The sequence below is a fragment of the Streptomyces sp. NPDC052023 genome, assembly GCF_044548465.1.
Lineage (GTDB): Bacteria > Actinomycetota > Actinomycetes > Streptomycetales > Streptomycetaceae > Streptomyces.
In genome coordinates this window covers 16,910-39,027 of record NZ_JBIUBW010000001.1, presented here as the reverse complement: position 1 = coordinate 39,027, position 22,118 = coordinate 16,910, and the positions used below count along the sequence as shown (strand labels likewise).

The following is a 22,118-nucleotide window of genomic DNA, read 5'->3' as shown; positions in this document are numbered from 1 at the left end:
CCTACCGCACCGGCCACACCACCATCGCGGACCCGCCCCCGCGCCGGGTGGTCTCGGCCGCGGCCAGCCACTTGCCGTTCGGCAGCCGCTGTACGCCCGTGGTCGCGCCGATCTCCGGGTTGGGGCGGAAGGAGTGGCCGATGTCCTGCAACCGCTTCCGCAGCGCGCTGTCGTCGTAGAGGCCGGGCTCCAGCTCGGTCTGCGCGGCATTGCGCTGACTGGCCCGGGGCGCGGCGATCGCGTCGACCAGCGGCAGCCCCCGGTCCAGGAACCCGGTCAGCGTCTGCAGCACGGTGGTGATGATGGTGGCGCCGCCGGGCGAGCCGAGTGCGACCACCGGCCTGCCGTGCTCGTCCAGCACGATCGTCGGCGCCATCGACGAGCGCGGACGCTTGCCCGGGCCGGGCAGGTTGGGGTCGTGCACCGCCGGGTTGGCGGGGGCGAAGGAGAAGTCCGTCAGCTCGTTGTTGAGCAGGAAGCCGCGGCCCGGGACGGTGATGCCGCTGCCGCCGGTCTGCTCGATGGTGAGCGTGTAGGAGACGACGTTGCCCCACCGGTCCGCTGTGGTGAGGTGGGTGGTGCTGTCACCCTCGTAGGTCGTCGGCGCGGCCGTGCCGCCCGTGGCGCAGGCCGCCGGCTTGCGCGGGTCGCCCGGCGCGACCGGGCTGGTCAGCACCGCGTCGTCCTTGATCAGGCAGGCGCGCGAGTCGGCGTAGCGCTGCGAGAGCAACTCCTTGGCCGGTACGTCCTCGAAGGCGGGGTCGCCGACCCAGCGCCCCCGGTCGGCGAAGGCGATCCGGCTCGCCTCGATGAAGCGGTGCAGATACTGGGCGTCACTCGTCCGCTTCCTCGACAGGTCGCTCAGCTCCAGCATGTTGAGCGCCTCACCGACGGTGGTGCCGCCCGAGGAGGAGGGCGCCATCGAGTAGACCCCCAGGCCCCGGTACGTGGTCCGGGAGGGCGCCTGCTGCTTGGTGCGGTAGGCGGCCAGGTCCTTCAGCGACAGGTCGCCGGGGCGGGCGTGGTACCCCGAGTCGGGGTCCACCGGGGGCTCGTTGACGGTGTCGACGATGTCCTTGGCCAGCTTGCCCCGGTACAGCGCGTCGACGCCCTTGCGGCCCAGTTCGTCGTAGGTGGCGGCCAGGTCGCCGTTGGTCAGCGTGGAGCCGACGACGGGCAGTTCGCCACCGGGCAGGAAGAGCTTCACGGTGTCCGGGAAGTTCCGGAACCGGGCTTCGTTGGACGCGGTCTGGGCGCGGAAGGTGGCGTCGACGGTGAAGCCGTCGCGGGCCAGCCGTTCGGCGGGCTCCAGGAGGGTGCGCAGCGGTTTGCTGCCCCAGCTGCGCAGCGCCGTCCCCCAGGTCGCGGGGGTGCCGGGGGTGCCGACGCTCAGCCCGCTCGTGACGGCCTCGGCGAAGGGAACGGGCTTGCCGTTCTCCACGAAGAGGTTCTCGTCGGCGCTCAGCGGTGCCGTCTCACGACCGTCGATCGTGCGCACGGTACGGGACTTGGCGTCGTAGAAGACGAAGTAGCCGCCCCCGCCCAGACCGGCGGAGTAGGGCTCGGTGACGCCCAGTGCCGCGGCGGTGGCCACGGCCGCGTCGACGGCGTTGCCGCCCTTTCTCAGCACCTCGATGCCGGCGGCGGAGGCGTCCGCGTCGACGCTCGACACCGCGCCGCCGTACCCCACGGCGACCGGGACCTTCTCCACCGGCGCCGTCCGGGGAGCCGGGGGCGCCGCGGCCCCCACCGACACCACGGCGGCCGACACCGCCAGAACCGACAGTTTCCGCACGACAGGGCGACGCATCCGCACCTCCAGTCAGGGACCGTCCGCGCAGCCTAATTCATGGGCATGCCCGCGTCAGGAGCGCGCGCACACCCCCTCACCCACCACTCGAACACGGTTTCCCTGCGCCCGCTACCATGCGCGCCCATGACTGACGACGTGCGCAACATCGTCCTCGGCGTGATCGCCGCCGGCCTCAGCGCCGCGATCGGCTGGCTGGCCCGCACCTATCTCTGGAAGCGCAGGCTCCGCCGCAAGCAGGTGTTCTTCGGGCTGCCCGACAACTCCGAGTCGCTGCTGGTGGTGAACCGCGGCGCGGGCGGGCCGGAGTTGTCGGTGATGCGCTTCGACGTGTTCGCGCTCCTCGAGCTGGCCGCGCTGATCAAGGACTGCAACGCCTACGCCCAGATCGTCCCGCACGACGCGGCACGCCAGGGCTTCGGCGAGCGCACGGAGTTCTGTGTGGGCGGCCCGGCGTCCAACCGCCGCATGACGGCGCACCTCGCGTCCCTGCTGCCCGGTGTGCGGGTGAACGTCGACGCCGAGCCCGGACCGGACCGCGGCGCCTTCCAGATCGGCTCCGAGCGGTACCGCGTGGAGCCCGGCAGAGAAGAGCACGTGCTCCTCGCCCGGCTGACTGTGGATCAGGGCCCGGGCACGCGGCCCGTCTTCCTCTTCTGCGGCCAGACCGCGATCACCAACCAGGCCGCCACCCGCTACCTGGCCCGCAACCACGAGCGACTGGCCCGCAAGCACGGCAACCACACCTTCGTACTGCTGCTGAAGGTGGTGAACTCGCAGGCCTACGGCCCGGACGTGGTCGAGTTGGTCGCGGACGTGACCCGCGCGGCCCAGGCGCCGGCCCCCACGGTCACCCCTCCCCGTACCTCGCATCGTGCGTCCTAGGGTGCTGTGCATTTCAATGATTGTTACTTTCACGTAACTTACCGACGGGTTACCTACAGTAAGCCGCCGAGGTTACCGTCGGGTCACTTTGCACTTACACGAGTGAGGAGTGACCCGTGGGACTCCCTCGCAAGGCCCTGCGTACGACTGCCGTGGGCGCCGTCTCCGCGACCCTGGTCGCCGGAAGCGCCCTCGGGCTCGCCCCCGCCGCCCAGGCGGCCCCGAACACCGTCCGCTTCGTCGACATCACCGGGGACGGCGGCACGATCCTCAAGGCGAACGTCGTCACGCCCGCGGGCGCCGGCGCCGGCCGCCGCCACCCGCTGCTCGTGCTGCCGACGAGCTGGGCCACGCCGCAGATCGAGTACCTCGCCCAGGCCCAGAAGCTCGCCGACGCGGGCTACGTCGTCGTCACGTACAACACCCGCGGCTTCTGGCAGTCCGGTGGCCACATAGAGGTCGCCGGGCCGCCCGACGTGGCCGACGCGTCCAAGGTCATCGACTGGGCGCTCGCCAACACCCCGTCCGACGCCGGGCGCGTCGGCATGGCGGGCGTCTCGTACGGCGCCGGCATCACCCTGCTCGCCGCCGCGCACGACAGACGCGTCAGGGCCGTCGCGGCGCTCAGCGGCTGGGCCGACCTGATCGACTCGATCTACTCCGGCCGCACCCAGCACTCCCAGGCCGCCGCCCTGCTGTGGGGCGCGGGCCAGCTCACCGGGCGGCCCAGCGCCGAACTCCAGCAGGTGTTCGAGGACTTCTTCGCCTCCAACCTGGAGAAGGAACCGGAGCTGATCGCCTGGGGCAAGAAACGTTCCCCCGCGGCCTACCTCGACCGGATCAACGACAACGGCGCCGCGGTCATGCTCGCCAACGCCTGGGGAGACACCATCTTCCCGCCCAACCAGTACGCGGACTTCTACGAGAAGCTGACCGTCCCGAAGAGACTCTCCCTGCGCCCCGGCGACCACGCGACCGCCGAGGCCACCGGACTGCTGGGCCTGCCCAACGACGTGTGGGCCGACACCGGGCGCTGGTTCGACCACCACCTCAGGGGCGTGGACAACGGCATCGACCGTGAGCAGCCGGTCCGCCTCAAGGCCCGCACAGGCGGCGGCTACGAGGGCTACCCGGACTGGAAGTCGGTGGCCGCGACCAGCCGGAAGATCGACCTCGCCGGCTCGGTCACGATCCGCACGAACGTCAACTCCGGGGCGGACGGCGGTGTCGTCTTCCTCTCCAACATCCTCGACCAGATCGCCCAGTTGCCCCCGACGGCCTCGATCCCCCTGCTGCCACGCCGCTGGGCCGCCGTGTGGCAGTCCGGGAAGTACGCCACGCCCCAGCGCGTGCGGGGTACGGCGAAGCTGCACACGACCCTCACCCCGACAAAGGAGAGCGGAACCCTCGTCGCCTACCTCTACGACGTGGGCCCGCTCGGCCTCGGCAAGCTGATCAGCAACGCGCCGTACACCTTCCACGGGCGCACGCCCGGACAGCCCTTCGGCGTGGATCTGGAGCTGTTCTCCACGGCCTACGACGTCCCGGCAGGGCATCGGCTCGCCCTGGTCGTCGACACGGTCGACCCGCTCTACATCGAGCACAACCCGTCCGGCGCGCGGCTGACCTTCTCCTCACCGGCGAACGACCCGTCGTACGTGTCGATTCCGCTGCGCGAGCAGTGATCTCCGGCCGCCGCCGGACGGGCCTGGCTCGGGGTACCGCTGCCCCTGCGGCCGAACGGCCGCGGGGGGAGCACCCATCACGGGGCTGAACGGCACATCGTAGTCGAGACCGGGGCGCGACGAGTCTGCCGGCCGTGAACCGCGGGACCCGGGGCGCGAGGAAGTGCGGGGTGAACGGCCTTCCGCACACGCCGGGCACGAACACGGCCTTCCGGAGGCCGGGTTCGATGGCGTTCGCACACGGTGAACGCGGATCTGGTGCGGGGCACACGTTCGATCGGCGGATCGAGGCCATGCTCTCCCCCACTCAACTCTCGGCCGTGTCGTGGCTGCCGCAAACTATCCGTGCGGGCGAGGAGCTGACACCCGACACGCATTTTTCGGGCATAAGCCGTATTTACCGCAATTGCCCCATCCGGCTCAGGACTCGGCGACCTCCGCGTACAGCTGGGAGAGTTCGGGCACGCCGCTGGCGGCCCACTCCTGGCCCGCCGCCACGACGTCGAACACCCGCCCGGACTCCAGCCGCACCACCGGCTGACCGTCCGGCCAGATCTCCCAGACCGCGCCGGGGACCGTGCGCACGATCACCGTGCCCAGGTACAGACCGGCGTCGTTGCCCAGCCAGGGCAGGATCTCCTCGTCGTCCCGCCAGCGCGGCAGCAGCTGGTCGAGCGCCTCCAACGAGTCCACGGTGTCGTCGAGTTGGACGCCCACCCGGCCCGCCTGGGAACGGAGCAGCTCGCACTCGGCCAGGAGTTCGGCGATGCCCTCGGGGTCGAAGACCCCGGGCCTCTGGCGTCGGTGGCCCAGGAAAGGGATGTTCATACCTCCAGCCTGTCATTCGCACCCGCGTGCGCACCACAGGCGCGCGGACGGCCGTATCCGGTCGTCCGGGCGGTTTCACACCGTGTTCGCGCATGGTTCGTTGACCCACCACCTCCCTCTCCCTAGCTTCACGATCATGGCTTCACCCATGTCCCGTCGCGGCACAGAGCAGGAGGGTCGCTTGGTACGCCGAGGTGTCCGGGGGTTCGCGGTCGTCCTCGTACTGATCGCTTCCGTGCTGCCGGTGGCGTCGGCGCAGGCCGAGCACGACGACCGAGCGGCGCCGCTGCCGCTGGAGCAGCTCTTCGACAACACCGCCGTGAGCGACGACGGCGACCCCTCCGCGGCCGACTTCGACGGCGCGGGAGCCTCCCTGTCCGCCGAGGACCTCACGGCCGCCGGCTGGACCCCGGGCCAGGCGCTCACCGTCCAGGGCGCCACACTGACCTGGCCGAACCGGGTCGCGGGTCTGCCCGACAACGTGCGGGCGAACGGCCAGAGCGTGGCACTGGCCGGCCGGGGCGACGCACTCGCCTTCCTGGTCGCGAGCACGTCAGGCGCCGACCTCACTGCCTCCGGCACCGTCTCCTACACCGACGGCACTCTCTCCCCCTACACGCTCACCGCCCCCGACTGGCGGCGCGGCCCGCTCGCCACCAAGGCGGTGGCGCTGCCGCACGTGAACACGCCCGACGGCCCGCTCGCCGAGAAGGCGCGGCTGTACGTCGTGACGGTGCCGGTCGACGCGACACGGTCCGTCGCCTCGGTGCAGCTGCCCCTCGCCCCCGACCTGCATGTCTTCGCCCTGTCGGTGCGCGCCGCCACGACCGGCTGGACCGGCGCCTGGGCCACGGCGACCTCCGGGTATCCGGCCGTGGGCCCGTGGACCGACCGGACGCTGCGGCTGGTGGTCCACACGTCGGTGGGCGGGACCGGGGTGCGGCTGCGATTCGACAACACCTTCGCCGCGGCGCCGGTACGGATCGGCGGCGCCACGGTGGCCGTGCAGGACACGGGCGCGGCGGCCGAGGCCACGCCGGTGCGGCTGACCTTCGGCGGGGCGGCGGACACCGAGATTCCGGCGGGAGCACAGGCGTACAGCGATCCGATCGCCTTCGACGTGCCCGCCGGTGCCAATCTGCTGGTCAGCTTCCATCTGCCCGGCCCGATCGAGGCGGCGCCCGTGCACCGCCTCGCACAGCAGCGGTCGTACCTGAGCGAACCCGGTGACCACACCGCCGCCGGCGCGGCCACGGCGTACACCGGCGTCCTGACGAACTGGCCACTGCTGACCGGTGTGGACGTGGCCGGCGGTCCGGGGTCGGTGGTGGTGATCGGCGACTCGATCACCGACGGCGACAAGTCGACCGTGGACGCCAACCGGCGCTGGCCCGACGTGCTGGCCGGGCGGCTGCGGGCGCAGAGCGCGGTGCCGCGGTACGGCGTGCTCAACCAGGGCATCGCGGGCAACAGCGTGACTGCCGACCGCTATCCCGGCGACGGGGTCTCCACGGACTCGGCAGGCGTGAGCGCGCTGCACCGGCTGGACCGGGACGTGCACGCCCAGACCTCGGTGCGCACGGCGATCGTCCTGGAGGGCATCAACGACCTGCTGGCGGGCCGCAGCGCGCAGACGCTGACAGCGGGGCTGGAGGAGATCGCCGACAGGGCGCACGCGCGCGGGCTGCGGGTGCTGGTGGCCACGCTCGTGCCGTGCGGCGGCGAACCTCGCTGTACCGCCGCCCTGGAGACGGAGCGGACCGCCGCGAACGCCTGGATCCGGCAGAACGACGTCTTCGACGGCGTGCTCGACTTCGACGCGGCGGTACGGGACCCGGCGCAGCCGTCGCGGATGCTGCCGGCGTACGACAGCGGCGACCATCTGCATCCGGGCGACGCGGGGCTGGCGGCGATGGCCGAGTCGGTGGATCTGACACTGCTGTGACGCACCCGCCGGGCGGGCGGCCCCAGGGTGTGCCCGGCAGGCCCTAGACCTCCAGGTCGACCACCACGGGGGCGTGGTCCGAGGCGCCCTTGCCCTTGCGCTCCTCGCGGTCCACGTAGGCGTCCTTGACCGCGTTCGCGAACGGCTTGTTGCCGTAGACCAGGTCGATCCGCATGCCGCGGTTCTTGGGGAAGCAGAGCTGGCGGTAGTCCCAGTAGGTGTACGGGTGGTCGTACTTCAGCGGGCGCGGGACGACGTCGGACAGGCCCGTCTCGCGCAGTGAGGCGAGCGCGGCGCGCTCGGCGGGGGTGACGTGGGTGAGGCCCTCGAAGGCGGCCACGTCGTAGACGTCGTCGTCCGTCGGCGCCACGTTGAAATCGCCGAGCACCGCGAAGGGGCGGGTGCCGCCCGCGTCGCCGGCGACGGTCGCCTTCAGCGCCTCGAGCCACTGGAGCTTGTACGCGTAGTGGGCGTGGTCGACCTCACGTCCGTTCGGCACGTAGACCGACCAGACGCGGACCGGGCCGCAGGTCGCGGCGATGGCCCGGGGCTCCCTCGCGCCGTCGTACCCGGTGTCGCCGGGCAGGCCCTTGACCACGTCCGCGATGCCGAGCCGGGAGAGCACCGCCACGCCGTTCCACCGGCCGGTGGCGTGCACCGCGGCCTCGTAGCCCAGGTCACGGAGCTGGTCGAACGGGAACTGCTCCTCGGCGACCTTGGCCTCCTGCAGGCACAGCACGTCCGTGCCGCTGTTCTCCAGCCAGGCCAGCAGGCGGGGCAGACGGGCGGTGATCGAGTTCACGTTCCAGGTGGCGATGCGCATGTCTCACAACCTACCGGGCGGGTCCGACAACCCGTCCCGCCCGTCCGCCGTCACAGCTGGGCGGACTCGCCCGGCGTCAGCCGCAGGTGTTCGGAGCCGCCGAGGGCCCCGATCTGCCGGTCGTAGATGGGGCGGGCCAGGTCGGTGAGCAGGGCGTCGTGGACGTCGTACGCCCGCCGCGGCTTGACCTCCCGGACGTAGTCGATCACCTCGGAGATCTTGCTCCAGGGGGCCATGACCGGCAGCAGCAGCGTCTCCACGGGGTGGCCGGGCACGGTGAGGGCGTCGCCGGGGTGGAAGACGCCGCCGTCGATCAGGTAGCCGACGTTGGTGATGCGCGGGATGTCCGGGTGGATCACGGCGTGCAGCTCGCCGTGCACCTGGACGTCGAAGCCCGCGGCGGTGAACGTGTCGCCGTGGCCGACGGTGTGCACGCGGCCCGGGAACGCCGCCGAGATCTTGTCCGCGACGGACTTCAGCGTCCAGATCTCGGCGGCCGGGTTGCCCTCCAGAGCGGTGCGCAGCCGCTCCTCGTCGAAGTGGTCGGCGTGCTCGTGTGTGACGAGGATCGCCTCGGCGCCCGCCGCGGCGTCCGTCTCGCTGAACCCGCCCGGGTCGATGACGAGCGTCCGGCCGTCCTTCTCCAGACGGACGCAGGCGTGCGTCTTCTTGGTGAGCTTCATGCGGTCCATCCTGCCCGGGGTGTGCGGCGGGTGCTCGTGGCGGGGCTCACTCGTGGGGCGTGGTCTCCTCCCGGATGACCTGCTGGGCGACCTTGAACGCGCTGTTCGCCGCCGGTACGCCGCAGTAGACGGCGGCCTGCAGCAGCACCTCCTTGATCTCGGCCGGCGTGAGGCCGTTGCGCAGCGCGGCGCGGGTGTGGAAGGCGAGCTCGTCCAGATGACCGCCCGCGATCAGGGCGGTGAGGGTGATGCAGCTGCGGGTACGGCGGTCCAGGCCCGGCCGGTTCCAGACCTCGCCCCAGGCGTAGCGGGTGACGAAGTCCTGGAAGTCGCCGGAGAACTCGCCGGCCTGCGTCAGCGCCCGGTCCACGTGCGCGTCGCCGAGCACCTCGCGGCGTACTTTGATCCCGGCGTCGTAGGGGTCCGGCCGCCCGTTCGCGTGCGGATCGGCGACGGGCGGCGCGATCTCGGCGACGGGCGTGGCCTGCGGGGGCGGCGGCGCGGCGAGGACCGGCTTGACCGGGGCCGCCTGGATGGCCATCTGGCCGGTGGCGTCGAACGCGGGCTGCCAGGCGGTGGAGAAGTGCGTGACCAGCAGGTCCGTGACGGCGGCCGGCTGCTCGACGGGCACCAGGTGCGAGGCTCCGGGTACGACGGCCAGACGGGCATTCGGGATCCCGGCGACCAGCGTGCGGGCCTCGGCGGGGCCGGTGATCTGGTCCTCCGAGCCGACCAGGACCAGCGTGGGCACGCCGACCCGGCCGAGTTCGTGCCGTACGTCGAAGGTGGCGAGGGCCTCGCAGTCGGCGATGTAGCAGCCGGGGTCGGTGGTGCGCACCATCTGCACGGCCCACTCGGTGATCGCGGGCTGGGCGGCGGCGAAGCCGCCCGTGAACCAGCGGTCGGGCGCGCTGCGGGCGATCGGGTCGAGCCCGTTCGACCGTACGATCACGCCGCGCCGGCGGAACTCGTCGGCGGTGCCGAAGCGGGGCGAGGTGGCGATCAGCGCGAGCGAGGCGAGCCGCTGGGGGTGGCGCAGGGCCAGCTCGACGCCGACCGCGCCGCCGAGGGCGCAGCCCGCGTAGCCGAAGCGGTGCACTCCCAGACTGTCGAGGGTGGCGAGCAGCCGGGCGGTGAGGTCCCCGACGGAGCCCGCGGGGTGGGCGGGGGCGCCGCCGTGTCCGGGCAGGTCGAACCGGAAGACGCGCCACTGCTTCATCAGCTCCGGGACCTGCCGGTCCCACATGTGCCATGTGGTACCCAGTGAGGGACCCAAGATCAGGACCGGAGCGTCTTCTGGCCCGTCAAAGCGGTATTGCAGGGTGTTCGGTGGTGTCTCACTCACGCCCCAGACCCTCTCACGTATCACGACTGCCCCTATAACGAGGGTTGCGGCTGCACAGGTCTGACCAGGTGGAAGACCTCCGGGGCCGCGTAGCGCTTGAGGCTTCGGACTATCTCGCGTCGGGTCTTGCCCTCCTTGTTGCGGCGTTCGCAGTAATCCTGGGTGCGCGGGTCAACGCGCAGGCGGGTCTGCACGATCCGGTGCAGGGCCGCGTTCGCTTTTCGGTCGCTGCCGCGGTTGAGGCGACGGTACGACCGGCTGCCCGAGGAACGCTCGACTGGGCTGACCCCGCGCAGCGCCGCGAAGGACGCCTCACTGCCCGGGCGTTCCGGGTTATCCCCGATCGTGATCAGCAAGGTGACGGCCGTGTCCGGACCGATGCCCACCACCTCGAGCAGCTGCGGAGCGTGGCGCTCCACCAACCGGGTCAGGCGGCCTTCCAAGTCCTGGACCTCGTCGCTGAGCTGCCTGATGCGCCGGGCCAGGAGCCCCAGGGTGACGTGGGTGGCATGGAGCACCGCCCCCTCGCCCGCATCGTAATTCAGGCTGGCGTCGACGAGCCCTGCGCAGGTGCGGAAGAGCTCTCTCGAACCGGTTCACAAATCGAAAACGTCCACGCCCTGGGCCAGCAGGTACCGTGACAGGGCAGCTCCGAAGGAACCGGTACCTTCCACTCCGGCCCAGCGCACCGTACCCGACGCCCTGGCCACCCCAGCAGGTCTCGGTATCCAGCCGCGGTGGCCGGGAACTCATCGGCGCCGATCACTTCCCCCACCAGGGAGAGCACAGCGGCCACATGGGCATCCCGGTGCGTGTCCACTCCCAGGACCACCTCCCCCGCCGGCCGACGCCGACGAGGACGCGAAGCGGAGGACGTGCCGGTCATGCTCATTCCCTTTCAGATCCGACGGCTTGTCCCGTAGCCGGCAGCGGGCCGTGCGGACGGTCAGAATCGTGATGACGCCTTTCCGGCAAGCCCCTTTCGAGACACGTCCATCAGCCCGAGACCAACAGTGCGCTGTCCCCTGGCCGGCGGTCGACACCGTGTGGTCAGGACACCTCGGTCAGAGATCTCAGGAGTCAGACCCCGCCGTAGGACAGGCACCCACCTACGGTTCTCGGCCCAATCGGCTTCCAGCCACGTCAGCCCGCTCGTTCGAGCGAATTGACTCGAAGCACCGGTCGCCTACCAACGGAACTGGCATCATGCCGCCGTCGTACGCCACTTCGAGTCGAAGGCGGGCCATGGGAACGGCGGGTCAATGAGCGGCAGCTCTCGGTGTTGCAGTGGGTGGGAGCCGGGTGCCCTGCAGGCGTATGGAACACCAGCTCCTACAAGACCACCTGCCAGGCACTCCACAACCGTGGCCTGGTGACGGTCTCCCGGAAGACCCGGCAGTGGAGCGTCGCCTTGACGAGCGCCGGCCAGCACTACCTGGCACACGGCACATACCCTCCCCGCGGATCACGCCCGCGGAAGACCCAGGCCGCCGGTCCACGACCCAAGTCCACCCGAGCGCAGGCACCACAGGCCGCGCCGCGGAAGCTAAGCACTCCATCACAGTCTCGTGTGACGTTCGCGGAGCAGCTGTTACAGGATCTCGCGGAGCCGGCGGCCGAATCGTCAAGAGTGGCAGCGGTCCCGACTTGGAGAAGTGGCCGTCCCGCGTCGCCGCCGCACGCGGATCGGGAAGGATTCCGGAGACGAAAGAGCTCTACGGAAGCTGGTGCCGTGACGGGTACGAAATCAAACTCGCCGACATCCCCGCCTGGCGCCTCGCCGTCCTCGACCCCGTCCCCGCCCGACTCACTCGGCAGCACACCGTTGTCCGGGCCATGCAGAACGAACGCCAACCGCTCGGCCTGACCAAGCCCGTCCCAGGACGCGCTCTCAAACTCATCCAGGCACTGATCACCACCGCCGAGGCCGAAGGACACACCTGCTCGGCCGGGCAGACCGGCTACGCACCCCGGCTCATCGCCGCCGCAGGGCACATCCTCACTTCACCATCACCGCACAGGGCCAGCCCGTGGGGTTTCTCGTCCTCCAGGAACAGGACCGGACCGAGCACGTCGCCACCGAGAAGGAGCGCGCCCGACGCCAAGAAGCACTCCCGGGTCAGGCGGCCTTCGCCTTCAGGGTGAGTACCATCGGTGCGGCCAGACGGTCGGCGAGGGTGAGGACGTCCTCGCGGGCGGCCCGGGCCCCCTCCCCGACGAGCAGGGTGACGCGCTCGGAGCGGTCGAGGAGTTTCGGCCGACGCTCGTGGGCAGGGTGATGGTCACGAGCATGCTGCCCACGGTAGTCGCTGCGACGATCCCAGCGGTCGATCCGACGGCCCACGCCATTCCGGCGGCGAAGGCCCATACGGCCAGCAGTGGGAGGAACGTCACGAGTCGCCCCGCCGCCAGGTAGCCCACGAAGGTACTGAGCGCCAGACCCGCGCCCGCTGCGAGCGCGACACGCAGTCGTTGTTGGTTCAGGGCCGGCCGGTACGCGGCGATTGCCCCCAGCCCAGTCCGGCGGACGGGCAGATGGCTACCCGTCCCCCGGGCCGGTGCGGAGGAACAGGAGGCACGGCGGCCCCGGGTCTCTTACCGCTTGTGGCCGTTGCCGTGTCCGTTGGGATGCAGGACCACCTTGGTCCAGCCCTCGTCACGGGCGTCGAAGTGTTCGTAGGCGGTGGGGGCCTCGTCCAGGCCGAGCTCGTGGGAGACGACGAAACTCGGTTTGGCCTTCCCGCCGGCGATCAGGTCCCGCAGGGCACGGTTGTACTTCTTCACTGGCGCCTGCCCGGTGCCCATGCTCTGGCCCTTGAACCACATCATGCCGTAGTCGATCGGGACCTTGCCCTGGGCTTCCAGCTCCCCCTGGGCTTCCTCGCCGCCGGGGTCCTGGGGCAGGAACACGCCCACCACTCCGATGTCGCCGGTGAACCTGACCGAGTCGATCAGTCCGTTGAGCGTGAGACTGGCGTCCTCGTGTCCTTCGGGGTCGTGTGCCTGGTAGCCGACGCATTCGCAGCCGTTGTCGGCGCCCAGACCGAGGGTGGCCTCCTTGACGACCTCCGCCGGGTTCTGCTCGGCGGTGTTGATGGGGATGGCCCCGATCTCCTCCGCCTTGCGCAGCCGGTCGGGCTGGTGATCGGCTGTCCAGACGCGCCCGGCGCCCCTGAGGAGGGCGGAGTAGGTCGCCATCAGCCCGACCGGACCGGCCCCGAAGACGATGGTCTGGTCACCCGGTTTGACATGGGCCATCTCTGTGGCGTGATAGCCGGTGGGGAAGATGTCGGCGAGCATCACGTAGTCGGTCTGCCGCTCGGCGGCGTCCTCGCCCAGACGCAGCGCGTTGAAGTCGCCGTAGGGCACGCGCAGCAGCTCCGCCTGGCCGCCCTGGTAGGGGCCCATGTCGGCGAATCCGTAGGCAGCTCCGGCGAGGGCCGGTTCCGGCTGCATGGTCAGGCAGTAGTTGGTCAGACCCTGCTCGCACTGCTTGCAGAAGCCGCAGGCGATGTTGAAGGGCAGGACCACGTACTCGCCGACTTGGACCTTGCGGACGGCCGAGCCGACCTCCACGACCTCGCCCATGTTCTCGTGCCCCAGGGTGCGGCCGGACTCGAACGAGGTACGGCCCTCGTACATGTGCAGGTCCGAACCGCAGATGTTGGTGGTGGTGATCTTGACGATGATGTCGCACGGGTGCTCGATCTTCGCGTCCGGTACGTCCTTCACTGTGACCGTTCGCGGTCCTTCGTATACCGCTGCTTTCATGGTGGCTTCCCTGATGTCGCGGTACGGCGGTGATGGGAAGGCGCAGAGAGCCTGACTCTCGGAAGTGCTGCGACGGGGTCCGGGGCTCCGGCAGCCTCTGGGGGCCGTTCACCTGGATCAGATGGAACGGTCGTTTTGCCGTCGGTCCCGCCACGCGGAGCTTCGGCGCTCCGGCGGCGTTGCGTCCGGGTCCCCGTCGGCCCCCGAGGCGAAACAACCACGCACCGACCGATCAGCGGAATCTCCGGACCCGGACGACCACCAACCGACGCCACATCTCCGACTGAGTTCACCAGCTAGTCACCGTGGTCGTCCTGCAGCACGCTGCGACGCTCCTGTTCGCGCTTGGAGTAGGCGGCCGCCCGGATCGCCTCGTCGCTCTCGAGGCCCGATCCCAGCGCGCCGCCCACCGTGGCGACCGAAGCGACGAACCAAGACAGCGTCCAGTACTCAATGGCGTGCAGCGGGGTTCGTGTCATGGTCGCGAACACCCGGTCATTGAGGATGAACAGCGCCCACACCAGGTTGATGACCATCAAACCCGCGTAGCAGACGAGCACCCCGATACCCACGGTCATGAGTGTCGAGGCGTTCCAGAGGGCCGCCCTCTTCCTCGCCTCCGGCGAAACCTCGTCCGTTCGATGCCACAGGTTCGCGTCCACGATCAGCCAGCCGATCATGAGGGCGACAGATCCGACCATGGCGATCACCAGGCGTGGCGTGCTCAGGAACGTGGCCAGGTTCCAGATGGTGGAGTTCACGGTGGCGACTGCTCCCGTGGCGAGCGCGACCGCCAATGCCTTGGACAGACCCGGCACCAAACGCCACGGCCGGTTGGCGCGGACCATACCGAGGAGCACCCTCAGGTAACCGCGCGGCCCACTCACGACGTACCGCAGATCGGCGATCTCCTCGTCACCGGCCTGGCCCGGACGGATGGGCGCGAGACGACTGATGAAGGGCCCCCGCAGCGGCTGACTTCCCGGAGGGCCCAGGCCCTCAGACCCGGTGGCCTGCGGGCCCATCAAGCTGAGCACGGCTTCTTCCACGGCCTGCTGGGCCCTTGTCTGCAGCCGGAAGCCCCCGGCGTGGGAAGAGACAGCAGGGCCAAGCCGTGTTCGTGACTCAGATCCACCACGAGCTTGCGCCCATGTGAGTGCAGCGGAAGGTCGGTGAGGGCCACGACGATGTCCCAGTTTCCCTCGCTTCTGCGGTCCATGATCCGGCGCGTCAATGTGGACAGGTCCTCGGTCCCTGCGGTGAAGGGCTCACTGACCACCTCGACGTCGAACCGTCGTCCCTGGCCTGACCTGTCGGCGAGCCGATCAGAAGGCATCGGGGCCATGCGCTGCGCGATCTCCGTGGGCGCGTCCGGGTCCACCAGGAGAGCCACGACCGTAACGCCCTGAGACGACATCCGCATGACTCCCCCGTCGGCTCCCCCGCGATTGCGAGTGCCCACAGGATGCCCCCGAGGTGACGCCGACGCCGCGTGACATGCAGGCCCCCTGCCAGCAGGTGCAGGCTGTACGGTCAGATCTCCTCGTCCTCCCCGCGCAGGGCCTGCTCCACCGCCAGGTCTCAGCCAGGGCCGATCGAGAGAGGCGCGAAGGGCGGTCGCCTCGCTGCGGGGGCTCCATAGGGCTTCAGCCGGACGATCGTCCCTGTGGGCGATGGGTGAGGCACGGGGACACGGTTCCCGTCAGGCCCACGTACGGATCAATGGTGAAGCGCTCTCGGATGATCCCTGGGAGCGGCGCCCGGTGACGGCTCCTGTCGCGCGGTTCGCGACGCGATCAGGTAATCAGGAACGGTGAACAAGGACGCAACCGACTCCTTCGTGCATGTCCGGGGCGCCGGTGAGAACAACCTGCGGAACATCGATGTCGACGTTCCGCGGGACGCGATGGTCGCCTTCACCGGCGTCTCCGGTTCGGGCAAGTCCTCGCTCGCGTTCGGCACGCTCTACGCGGAGGCCCAGCGGCGCTACTTCGAGTCCGTAGCGCCGTACGCCCGAAGGCTGTTGCAACAGGTCGGCGCACCGCACGTGCAGGAAATCACCGGGCTGCCACCGGCCGTGGCCCTGCAGCAGCGACGCGGGTCGCCCAGCTCGCGCTCGACGGTCGGCACCCTCACCACGCTGTCCAATCTGCTGCGCATGCTGTACTCCCGCGCCGGCACCTATCCGCCCCGTGCCGCACGGCTGGAAGCCGAGTCGTTCTCACCCAACACCGCGGCCGGCGCCTGCCCGGAGTGCCACGGACTGGGCGTCGTGCACGACGTCGCCGAGGACCTGCTCGTCCCGGATCCCTCGCTGAGCATCCGCAAGGGGGCGATCGCCGCCTGGCCGGGCGCTTGGCAGGGCGCCAACCTGCGCAGTGTCGTGAGCGGCCTGGGGATCGACATCGACCGGCCGTGGCGCAGGCTCAGGAAGAAGGACCGGGACTGGCTGCTGTACACGGACGAGCAGCCCTTGGTGTACATCGAGCCGGAGGAGGACCGCGTCGACTACGGCTACCAGGGCAAGTTCTGGAGCGCCCGCAAGCACGTCATGCACGTCCTAGCCGACTCCAAGAGCGAGAAGATGCGCGAACGGGCGCTCCGGTTCGTCAGGAGTGTGCCCTGCCCCGCCTGTCACGGCAGCGGACTGCGGCCCGAGGCGCTCGCCGTGACCTTCGCCGGACGTTCCATCGCCGAGATCAACGCGATGCCGCTTACCGAGGTCGTGGCGCTGCTGCGGCCCGTCGCGGGGCGGTCCGAGGCCGACGCCACCACGTCGACCGCCCGGTCCGGGGAGACGACCGAGGTCGCGGTCCGGATCTGCGGCGACCTGGTCGCGCGGATCGACGTACTGCTCGACCTGGGCCTGGGATATCTCAGCCTCGGGCGCCGCTCGACGACCCTGTCACCCGGCGAGGCGCAGCGCCTGCGGATCGCCACCCAACTGCGCTCGGGGCTGTTCGGCGTCGTCTACGTCCTCGACGAACCCTCCGCGGGCCTGCACCCGGCTGACGCAAAGCCGCTGCTGGAGGTGCTGGACCGCCTCAAGGCGGCGGGCAACTCGCTGTTCGTCGTGGAGCACGACATGGACGTCGTACGGCGGGCGGACTGGGTGGTCGACATCGGCCCCGGTGCGGGCGAGGGCGGCGGACGCGTGCTGTACAGCGGTCCGGTCGCCGGTCTCGAGCGGGTCGAGGAGTCGGCCACGAGCCAGTACCTGTTCGGGCGCGCCCAGCCGCTCGAACACCGCCCGCGCACACCGCACGGCTGGCTGCACCTGCGCGGCGTCTCCCGCCACAATCTGCACGACGTGTCCGTCGACGTACCGCTCTGCGTATTGACGGCGGTAACGGGCGTGTCCGGTTCCGGAAAGTCGACGCTGGTGACGCAGGTGCTCGCCGAGGTCGTCCGCGGCCACCTCGGACTCGCACCCGAGGAACCCGACGAGGCGCAGCTGGAGGTCGACGTCCAGGACGCGTCGGGGGTCGAGTCCTTCGACCGGCTGGTCCGCGTCGACCAACGGCCCATCGGCCGAACTCCCCGGTCCAACCTGGCCACGTACACCGGGCTGTTCGACGCGGTGCGCAAGCTGTACGCGGCGACGGACGAAGCCAGGGCGCGCGGCTACTCGGCCGGCCGGTTCTCCTTCAACGTGGCTGAGGGGCGGTGCGAGACCTGCCAGGGCGAAGGGTTCGTCGCGGTGGAACTGCTGTTCCTGCCGGGCACCTACGCGCCGTGCCCGACCTGCGAGGGCGCCCGGTACAACGCCGAAACGCTGGAAGTCACCTACCGCGGCAAGAACATCGCGGAAGTACTGGGGCTGTCTGTCGACGCCGCAGCGAAGTTCCTGTCCGCCGTCCCGGCGGCCTCCCGCAGTCTGGAGACGTTGCGCGAGGTGGGACTGGGGTACCTGCGGCTGGGCCAGCCCGCGACGGAACTCAGCGGTGGTGAGGCGCAACGCATCAAACTGGCCACCGAACTGCAGCGAGCCCGGCGCGGGCACGCGCTCTACCTGCTCGACGAGCCGACGGCGGGACTGCACCCCTCGGACATCGCGCTGCTGCTGCGACAGCTGCACCGGCTCGTCGACGCCGGCAACACGCTCGTCCTCGTCGAGCACGACCTGGACACGATCGCCACCGCCGACTGGGTCATCGACCTCGGTCCGGGCGGCGGCGACGCGGGCGGGCGGGTGGTCGCGACGGGCCCGCCGGCCAAGGTGGCGAGGACCCGCCGAAGCGCCACCGCGCCCTATCTCGCGGCCCGGCTCGCGCGCTCCTGACGACGACGTGAGGGCCTGAGCACCGGTCAGCCGGGTTCGGGGCGCAGGGTTGCGCGCGTCGCCATGCAGCGTTCCAGCGTGTGGCGGACATCGCTCGCGAGGTGTCCCGTCCGGGCCCATTCCGCCGGGTCAACCGGGCATGGGGTGGTGCGCCCGGGCGAACTGCTCCACGACGGCGGCGCAGAAGGCGGGCAGGTCGGCCGGGCTCCGGCTGGTGACCAGCTGCCCGTCGACGACCACCTCCTGGTCGTCGACGACCTCCGCGCCTGCGTTGCGCAGGTCGGTGCGAATGCTGGGCCAGGACGTCAGACGGCGGCCGCGCACGGCGTCGGCTTCCGCCAGGGTCCACGGGCCGTGGCAGATCGATGCGACCGGTTTCCCGCTGGCCATGAAGTCCTTGACGAACTGCACCGCGTCGCGGTCCATGCGCAGCTGGTCAGGGTTCACGGTGCCGCCGGGCAGGAGGAGGGCGTGGTAGTCGTCGACGGAGGCGTCGGCGACGAGGCGGTCCACGGGGAAGGTTCCGGCCGCGTTGAGGTCGAACTGGCGGGCCTGGATCTCGCCGGGGTGGAGTGAGACGATCTCGGTCTTCGCCCCTGCGCCTTGCAGCGCGCCGCGCGGCTGGTCGAGTTCCACGCGCTCGACGCCGTCGGTGGCCAGAATCCCCACCCGCATCCCCTGGAGTTCCTGTGTCATGGTACGGCTCCCTTCACGAGTCGGTGGTTGTAGGACGCGAGCGGTTGGGACACCCGGCAGGGCCTGTCCGCATCCCTTTTTTCCAGACCGGCGACTGCAGGGCCCGGCCGAAGGCGCCCCGACTTTCCCTCGCCCCGTCCGGCATGTCGGTTCAGTCCGCCGACATGCACCGGGAAGCGGCTGCTACAGCAGCCGGTCGAACACCGCGGTCACGCCCTCCCAGTGACTGGTCTGGGGGTTCTTGACATCCGGGTACATGATTTTGAACGTCTCGGCGACGGCGACGCTGAGACCGCCGATGATCTCGGGGAAGCGGTCTTCGGCCTCCTGGGTGGGTGTCCTGTCGAGGGGAGGGTGCGCGGCGAGCTGCTCCAGAATCGGCTTCAGCTCGACCTCCTCATCGAGCTGCCGGAACCGGTGGATGCTCTCCTGGAGGCCCTTGGTGATCGGTAGGTCCCACGGTTCGACGGTATTCCTGCCGTTGGCCTTGGCACGCCATCGGCTGTTACCCGGTCGAGATTCGCAGAGCCCCCTACTGAGCGCCTCCGCACCCCAGGCCGAAAAAGCCACCCCCCTCTTCCCCTGGCAGAGCAGCATGAAGTGCGCAGGCATCACTTGGCCAGTCCGTCCGTCCGTCCGTCCGTCCGTCCGTCCGCAGGAGGCTGCACGGCGTTGCAACGCCTCGAACGGGAATTGCTGACCGGACGACACGACCAATTCGGGAAGCGGGACTGCATTGGGGCACCCGCATGAGGGAACCCCGCCGAGATGGGAACAGGGCCGGGACCGGTGCAGGGGGTCGGGCTGAGCGGGGGGCGCGCCATCCCGTCGACGCCTTCAGAGCATCTCCAGGGGCGTGGGCCCGCTGGGCGGCGGGAACGACTCGTCGAGGGCCTTGAGCGCCTTGGTAGGAAGGTGGAGGGCCATCGCGCCGCGGTTCTCCCGAACGTGGTCGGGTGATCCGGAACGCGGGATCGCGGCCACCCCCTGTTCCAGCACCCAGGCGAGTGCCACCTGGGCAGGCGTGGCTCCGAGGGCCCGGGCCACGGCACCCAAAGCCTCGACCTTCAGCAGCCGCCCCTGCTCGATCGGGGAGTAGGACATGACCGTCACCCCCGCCTCACGGCACCACGGGAGCAGATCCCACTCGATGCCGCGCCGGGAGAAGTTGTACAACACCTGGTCGACCGCCACGGCGTCGCCACCGGGGAAGGCGGTCAGCTCGACCATGTCGGCGACATCCAGATTGCTCACGCCCCAGTAACGGATCTTGCCCGCCTCCATCAGGTCGGTGAACCCCGCAAGGGTCTCCTCGAGTGGCCACCGTCCCCGCCAGTGCAGCAGGTAGAGATCCAACCGTTCCGTACGGAGCCGCCGCAGGCTGCCCTCGCAGGCTGCGACGGTGCCTTTCCGGGTTGCGTGGCCGGGCAGCACCTTGCTGACGAGGAAGACCTCTGCCCGGCGTCCCCGGAGGGCCTCCCCGACGAGTTCCTCGGATGCGCCGTCGCCGTACATCTCCGCCGTGTCGACGACGGTCATGCCCAGGTCCACGCCCAGCCGCAGCGCGGCGATCTCCTGTTCACGCCGGGCCGGGTCCTCGCCCAGGTACCAGGTGCCCTGCCCGAGCGCCGCGATCTCCTCACCGGAGGGGAGCGCGATCGTTCTGGCCGATTCCGCAGACATCTCGGGCCTCCCGTCTGCCGCGGGTCCGCGTCACGCGTGCCCGCACCGGGTGCCCGGGTCCGCGCCTCCCAGACAACCTGTGTCGCATGCGCCGCAGGGAGGTCACAGGGCCAAGCGGACTGCGCCGAGAGCTCGCCGGGACCGGGTGCGGTCGCGCAAGGCGACGGCAACCGACCCGACGGCGCCGCAGGAGAGGACCGCCGCGAAGCCGATCATCGCGGTCTGCACGGCGAAGTGCCGCAGGGCGATGCTGAACAGCACGGTTCCAGGGCGCGCTGCGCCTCCTGGTAGTGGTGGGGGATGTCGTTCAGGGAGTCGCAAGGGGCGCTCACCCCGATCATCCCGGACCGTGTTCCGGTCGCCCGGGCGAGCGCCTCGTGCAACGCGAAAGGGTGGCCACTACGCCGCACATCCACGGACAGCCACCGTACCGCTGGGCCCGCCCGAGCAGGGCACACCGCATCAACCCACCACACAACAGAACCCCCAGCTTCGCCGGCGAGCCGCAAATCCAGCGTCCCCGAGAGCAACGCAGGATCACGGACTGCATGAGGAGCCGAACGCGTCCTGCGCGCAAGCACAGTCGAGCTCGCGGCGAAGCCCCACCGGAGCGCTCCGGTGGGGCTTCGTCTTGAGCTCCAGGCAGGGGCCCGCCAGAACGCCTCTTGCTGACGGGGCCTCCACGTCTGTTGCGCTCTCAGACGCCCCTATAACGATGGGGAGCTGGATACCGGTCTGACCAGGTTGAATACCTCTCGGGCTGCGTATCGCTCGAGGCATCGGATGATCTCGCGTCGGGTCTTGCCCTCCTGGGTGCGGCGTTCGTAGTACGCCTGGGACACGTTCACGCTGCACACCCCCACGGTGGCGGCGCAGAAGTTCATGCCGATGACCTCGTCGATCGGCGGGCCGAAGGACGCGGTGGTGGCCGCGCGCCTGCTGGCCGGCGGGCGGGACCACGGCGTCTTCCTGTTCCTCACCCCGCTGTCGGACCACCGGGGCCCGCTGCCCGGCGTCACCGTCCGCCCGCTGCCGCTGCGGCCCGGCAGCTCGGTCGACCACTGCCTGACCTCCTTCGAACAGGTGGTCCTGCCGAAAGAGGGCCATGCTGAGCGGTGACCACGGCCGCCCGGCCGACGACGGGACCTTCACCAGCACGCTGGGCAGTCCCCGCCAACGCTTCCTGACCGCCATCGGCCGCGTCACCCTCGGTGAGCATGAGTGCAGCCGGCGCTCGGCGCGAGCCGCGCCGCCCTGGCGACCGCCGTCCGCTACAGCCGGCACCGCACCATCAGCGGCCCCCGAGCGGGCCGGCGCGTCCCGCTGTGGGCACACCGCACCCACCGCGGGCCACTGCTGGAGGCGCTGGCCACGGTGTACGCGACGAACGCCCTGCACCGCAGGGTGGTCGACCACTATGCGCGCACGCGGATGCGCAGGGATGCTGCAGCGAAGCGTGCTGGGTCTGCAGGTCCGTTGCGGCTGGTGGCCACGTCCGCCACACCGCGTCGTACCTTCTGCATCATTTCCTGCTGCTGTGTATAGGAGTAGCCCAGTACCTCGCGGGGGTCTTCAGCCCGGTCCAGGGCTTGGTTCGCCTTGGTCCGGAACAGGGTGGCCATGCGGTGGGCGATGCGCCTCCTCTCGATTGGTGAGGAATCAGCCGGTCCATGCCACATCTG

At 70.4% G+C, this 22,118-nt stretch carries 18 protein-coding genes and 3 pseudogenes; 5 read left to right on the top strand and 16 right to left on the bottom strand.

Features of this window, described 5'->3' with window-relative positions; all coding sequences use genetic code 11:
* Nucleotide 1 precedes the first annotated feature (1 nt).
* Nucleotides 2-1,810: a gamma-glutamyltransferase gene (gene ggt, locus ACIHCM_RS00160; RefSeq protein WP_399887121.1), complete on the bottom strand. Its 1,809-nt coding sequence runs from the start codon at nt 1,808-1,810 to the stop codon at nt 2-4.
* Nucleotides 1,811-1,936: 126 nt separating this feature from the next.
* Between ggt and ACIHCM_RS00155 the strand changes: the two genes are divergently transcribed.
* On the top strand, nt 1,937-2,695 hold the full coding sequence (locus ACIHCM_RS00155) for a hypothetical protein (protein ID WP_399887119.1): 759 nt from the start codon (nt 1,937-1,939) through the stop codon (nt 2,693-2,695).
* Nucleotides 2,696-2,811: 116 nt separating this feature from the next.
* On the top strand, nt 2,812-4,380 hold the full coding sequence (locus tag ACIHCM_RS00150) for a CocE/NonD family hydrolase (protein ID WP_399887117.1): 1,569 nt from the start codon (nt 2,812-2,814) through the stop codon (nt 4,378-4,380).
* Between the two features lie 420 nt (nt 4,381-4,800).
* Here the strand turns inward: ACIHCM_RS00150 and ACIHCM_RS00145 are convergent, their stop codons facing one another.
* Complete coding sequence (locus ACIHCM_RS00145) at nt 4,801-5,208, bottom strand: DUF6278 family protein (RefSeq protein ID WP_399887115.1); 408 nt, start codon at nt 5,206-5,208, stop codon at nt 4,801-4,803.
* Nucleotides 5,209-5,356: 148 nt separating this feature from the next.
* Here ACIHCM_RS00145 and ACIHCM_RS00140 point away from each other — a divergent pair, with 148 nt between their 5' ends.
* Nucleotides 5,357-7,153, top strand: a complete 1,797-nt coding sequence (locus ACIHCM_RS00140; protein WP_399888651.1) for a GDSL-type esterase/lipase family protein — start codon at nt 5,357-5,359, stop codon at nt 7,151-7,153.
* A gap of 43 nt (nt 7,154-7,196) precedes the next feature.
* Here the strand turns inward: ACIHCM_RS00140 and ACIHCM_RS00135 are convergent, their stop codons facing one another.
* From ACIHCM_RS00135 to ACIHCM_RS00100, 8 genes and pseudogenes are all read right to left on the bottom strand, one after another.
* Nucleotides 7,197-7,976, bottom strand: coding sequence for an exodeoxyribonuclease III (locus ACIHCM_RS00135; RefSeq protein WP_399887113.1), 780 nt, complete (start codon nt 7,974-7,976; stop codon nt 7,197-7,199).
* 50 nt (nt 7,977-8,026) lie between these two features.
* Entirely contained in the window at nt 8,027-8,659 is a 633-nt protein-coding gene (locus ACIHCM_RS00130) for an MBL fold metallo-hydrolase (RefSeq protein WP_399887111.1), read from the bottom strand.
* A gap of 46 nt (nt 8,660-8,705) precedes the next feature.
* Complete coding sequence (gene pcaC, locus ACIHCM_RS00125; protein WP_399887109.1) at nt 8,706-10,004, bottom strand: 4-carboxymuconolactone decarboxylase; 1,299 nt, start codon at nt 10,002-10,004, stop codon at nt 8,706-8,708.
* 32 nt (nt 10,005-10,036) lie between these two features.
* Nucleotides 10,037-10,522, bottom strand: a complete 486-nt coding sequence (locus ACIHCM_RS00120) for a transposase (protein WP_399887107.1) — start codon at nt 10,520-10,522, stop codon at nt 10,037-10,039.
* Between the two features lie 1,601 nt (nt 10,523-12,123).
* On the bottom strand, nt 12,124-12,348 hold the full coding sequence (locus ACIHCM_RS00115) for a hypothetical protein (RefSeq protein ID WP_399888752.1): 225 nt from the start codon (nt 12,346-12,348) through the stop codon (nt 12,124-12,126).
* Nucleotides 12,258-12,467: pseudogene (locus ACIHCM_RS00110) on the bottom strand (hypothetical protein); the annotation flags it as partial. The gene ACIHCM_RS00115 and the pseudogene ACIHCM_RS00110, both read right to left, overlap by 91 nt.
* A gap of 132 nt (nt 12,468-12,599) precedes the next feature.
* On the bottom strand, nt 12,600-13,775 hold the full coding sequence (locus tag ACIHCM_RS00105; RefSeq protein WP_399887105.1) for a glutathione-independent formaldehyde dehydrogenase: 1,176 nt from the start codon (nt 13,773-13,775) through the stop codon (nt 12,600-12,602).
* Between the two features lie 296 nt (nt 13,776-14,071).
* A pseudogene (locus ACIHCM_RS00100) lies at nt 14,072-15,198 on the bottom strand (hypothetical protein).
* 390 nt (nt 15,199-15,588) lie between these two features.
* Between ACIHCM_RS00100 and uvrA the strand changes: the two are divergent.
* Nucleotides 15,589-18,057, top strand: coding sequence for an excinuclease ABC subunit UvrA (uvrA, locus tag ACIHCM_RS00095; protein WP_399887103.1), 2,469 nt, complete (start codon nt 15,589-15,591; stop codon nt 18,055-18,057).
* Between the two features lie 129 nt (nt 18,058-18,186).
* Here uvrA and ACIHCM_RS00090 read toward each other — a convergent pair whose 3' ends face one another.
* The 5 genes from ACIHCM_RS00090 to ACIHCM_RS00070 form a co-directional block, all read right to left on the bottom strand.
* Nucleotides 18,187-18,753 carry a type 1 glutamine amidotransferase domain-containing protein gene (locus ACIHCM_RS00090; protein ID WP_399887101.1) on the bottom strand — a complete coding sequence of 189 codons (567 nt, stop codon included), beginning with the start codon at nt 18,751-18,753 and terminating at the stop codon, nt 18,187-18,189.
* Nucleotides 18,754-18,936: 183 nt separating this feature from the next.
* Entirely contained in the window at nt 18,937-19,365 is a 429-nt protein-coding gene (locus tag ACIHCM_RS00085; protein WP_399887099.1) for a DUF1931 family protein, read from the bottom strand.
* A 225-nt stretch (nt 19,366-19,590) separates the two neighbouring features.
* Nucleotides 19,591-20,436 carry an aldo/keto reductase gene (locus ACIHCM_RS00080; protein ID WP_399887097.1) on the bottom strand — a complete coding sequence of 282 codons (846 nt, stop codon included), beginning with the start codon at nt 20,434-20,436 and terminating at the stop codon, nt 19,591-19,593.
* Nucleotides 20,437-20,538: 102 nt separating this feature from the next.
* A complete protein-coding gene (locus ACIHCM_RS00075) occupies nt 20,539-20,697 on the bottom strand; it encodes a hypothetical protein (RefSeq protein WP_399888749.1) in 159 nt (52 codons plus the stop codon).
* Nucleotides 20,649-20,894 (bottom strand): hypothetical protein, encoded by a 246-nt coding sequence (locus ACIHCM_RS00070; protein ID WP_399887095.1) that lies wholly within the window; start codon nt 20,892-20,894, stop codon nt 20,649-20,651. The genes ACIHCM_RS00075 and ACIHCM_RS00070 overlap by 49 nt, the downstream gene beginning before the upstream one ends.
* A 406-nt stretch (nt 20,895-21,300) precedes the next feature.
* Here ACIHCM_RS00070 and ACIHCM_RS00065 point away from each other — a divergent pair, with 406 nt between their 5' ends.
* Entirely contained in the window at nt 21,301-21,555 is a 255-nt protein-coding gene (locus ACIHCM_RS00065) for a hypothetical protein (protein WP_399887093.1), read from the top strand.
* A 359-nt stretch (nt 21,556-21,914) separates the two neighbouring features.
* Here the strand turns inward: ACIHCM_RS00065 and ACIHCM_RS00060 are convergent.
* Nucleotides 21,915-22,115, bottom strand: a pseudogene (locus ACIHCM_RS00060) (PspA/IM30 family protein); the annotation flags it as partial.
* Nucleotides 22,116-22,118 lie beyond the last annotated feature (3 nt).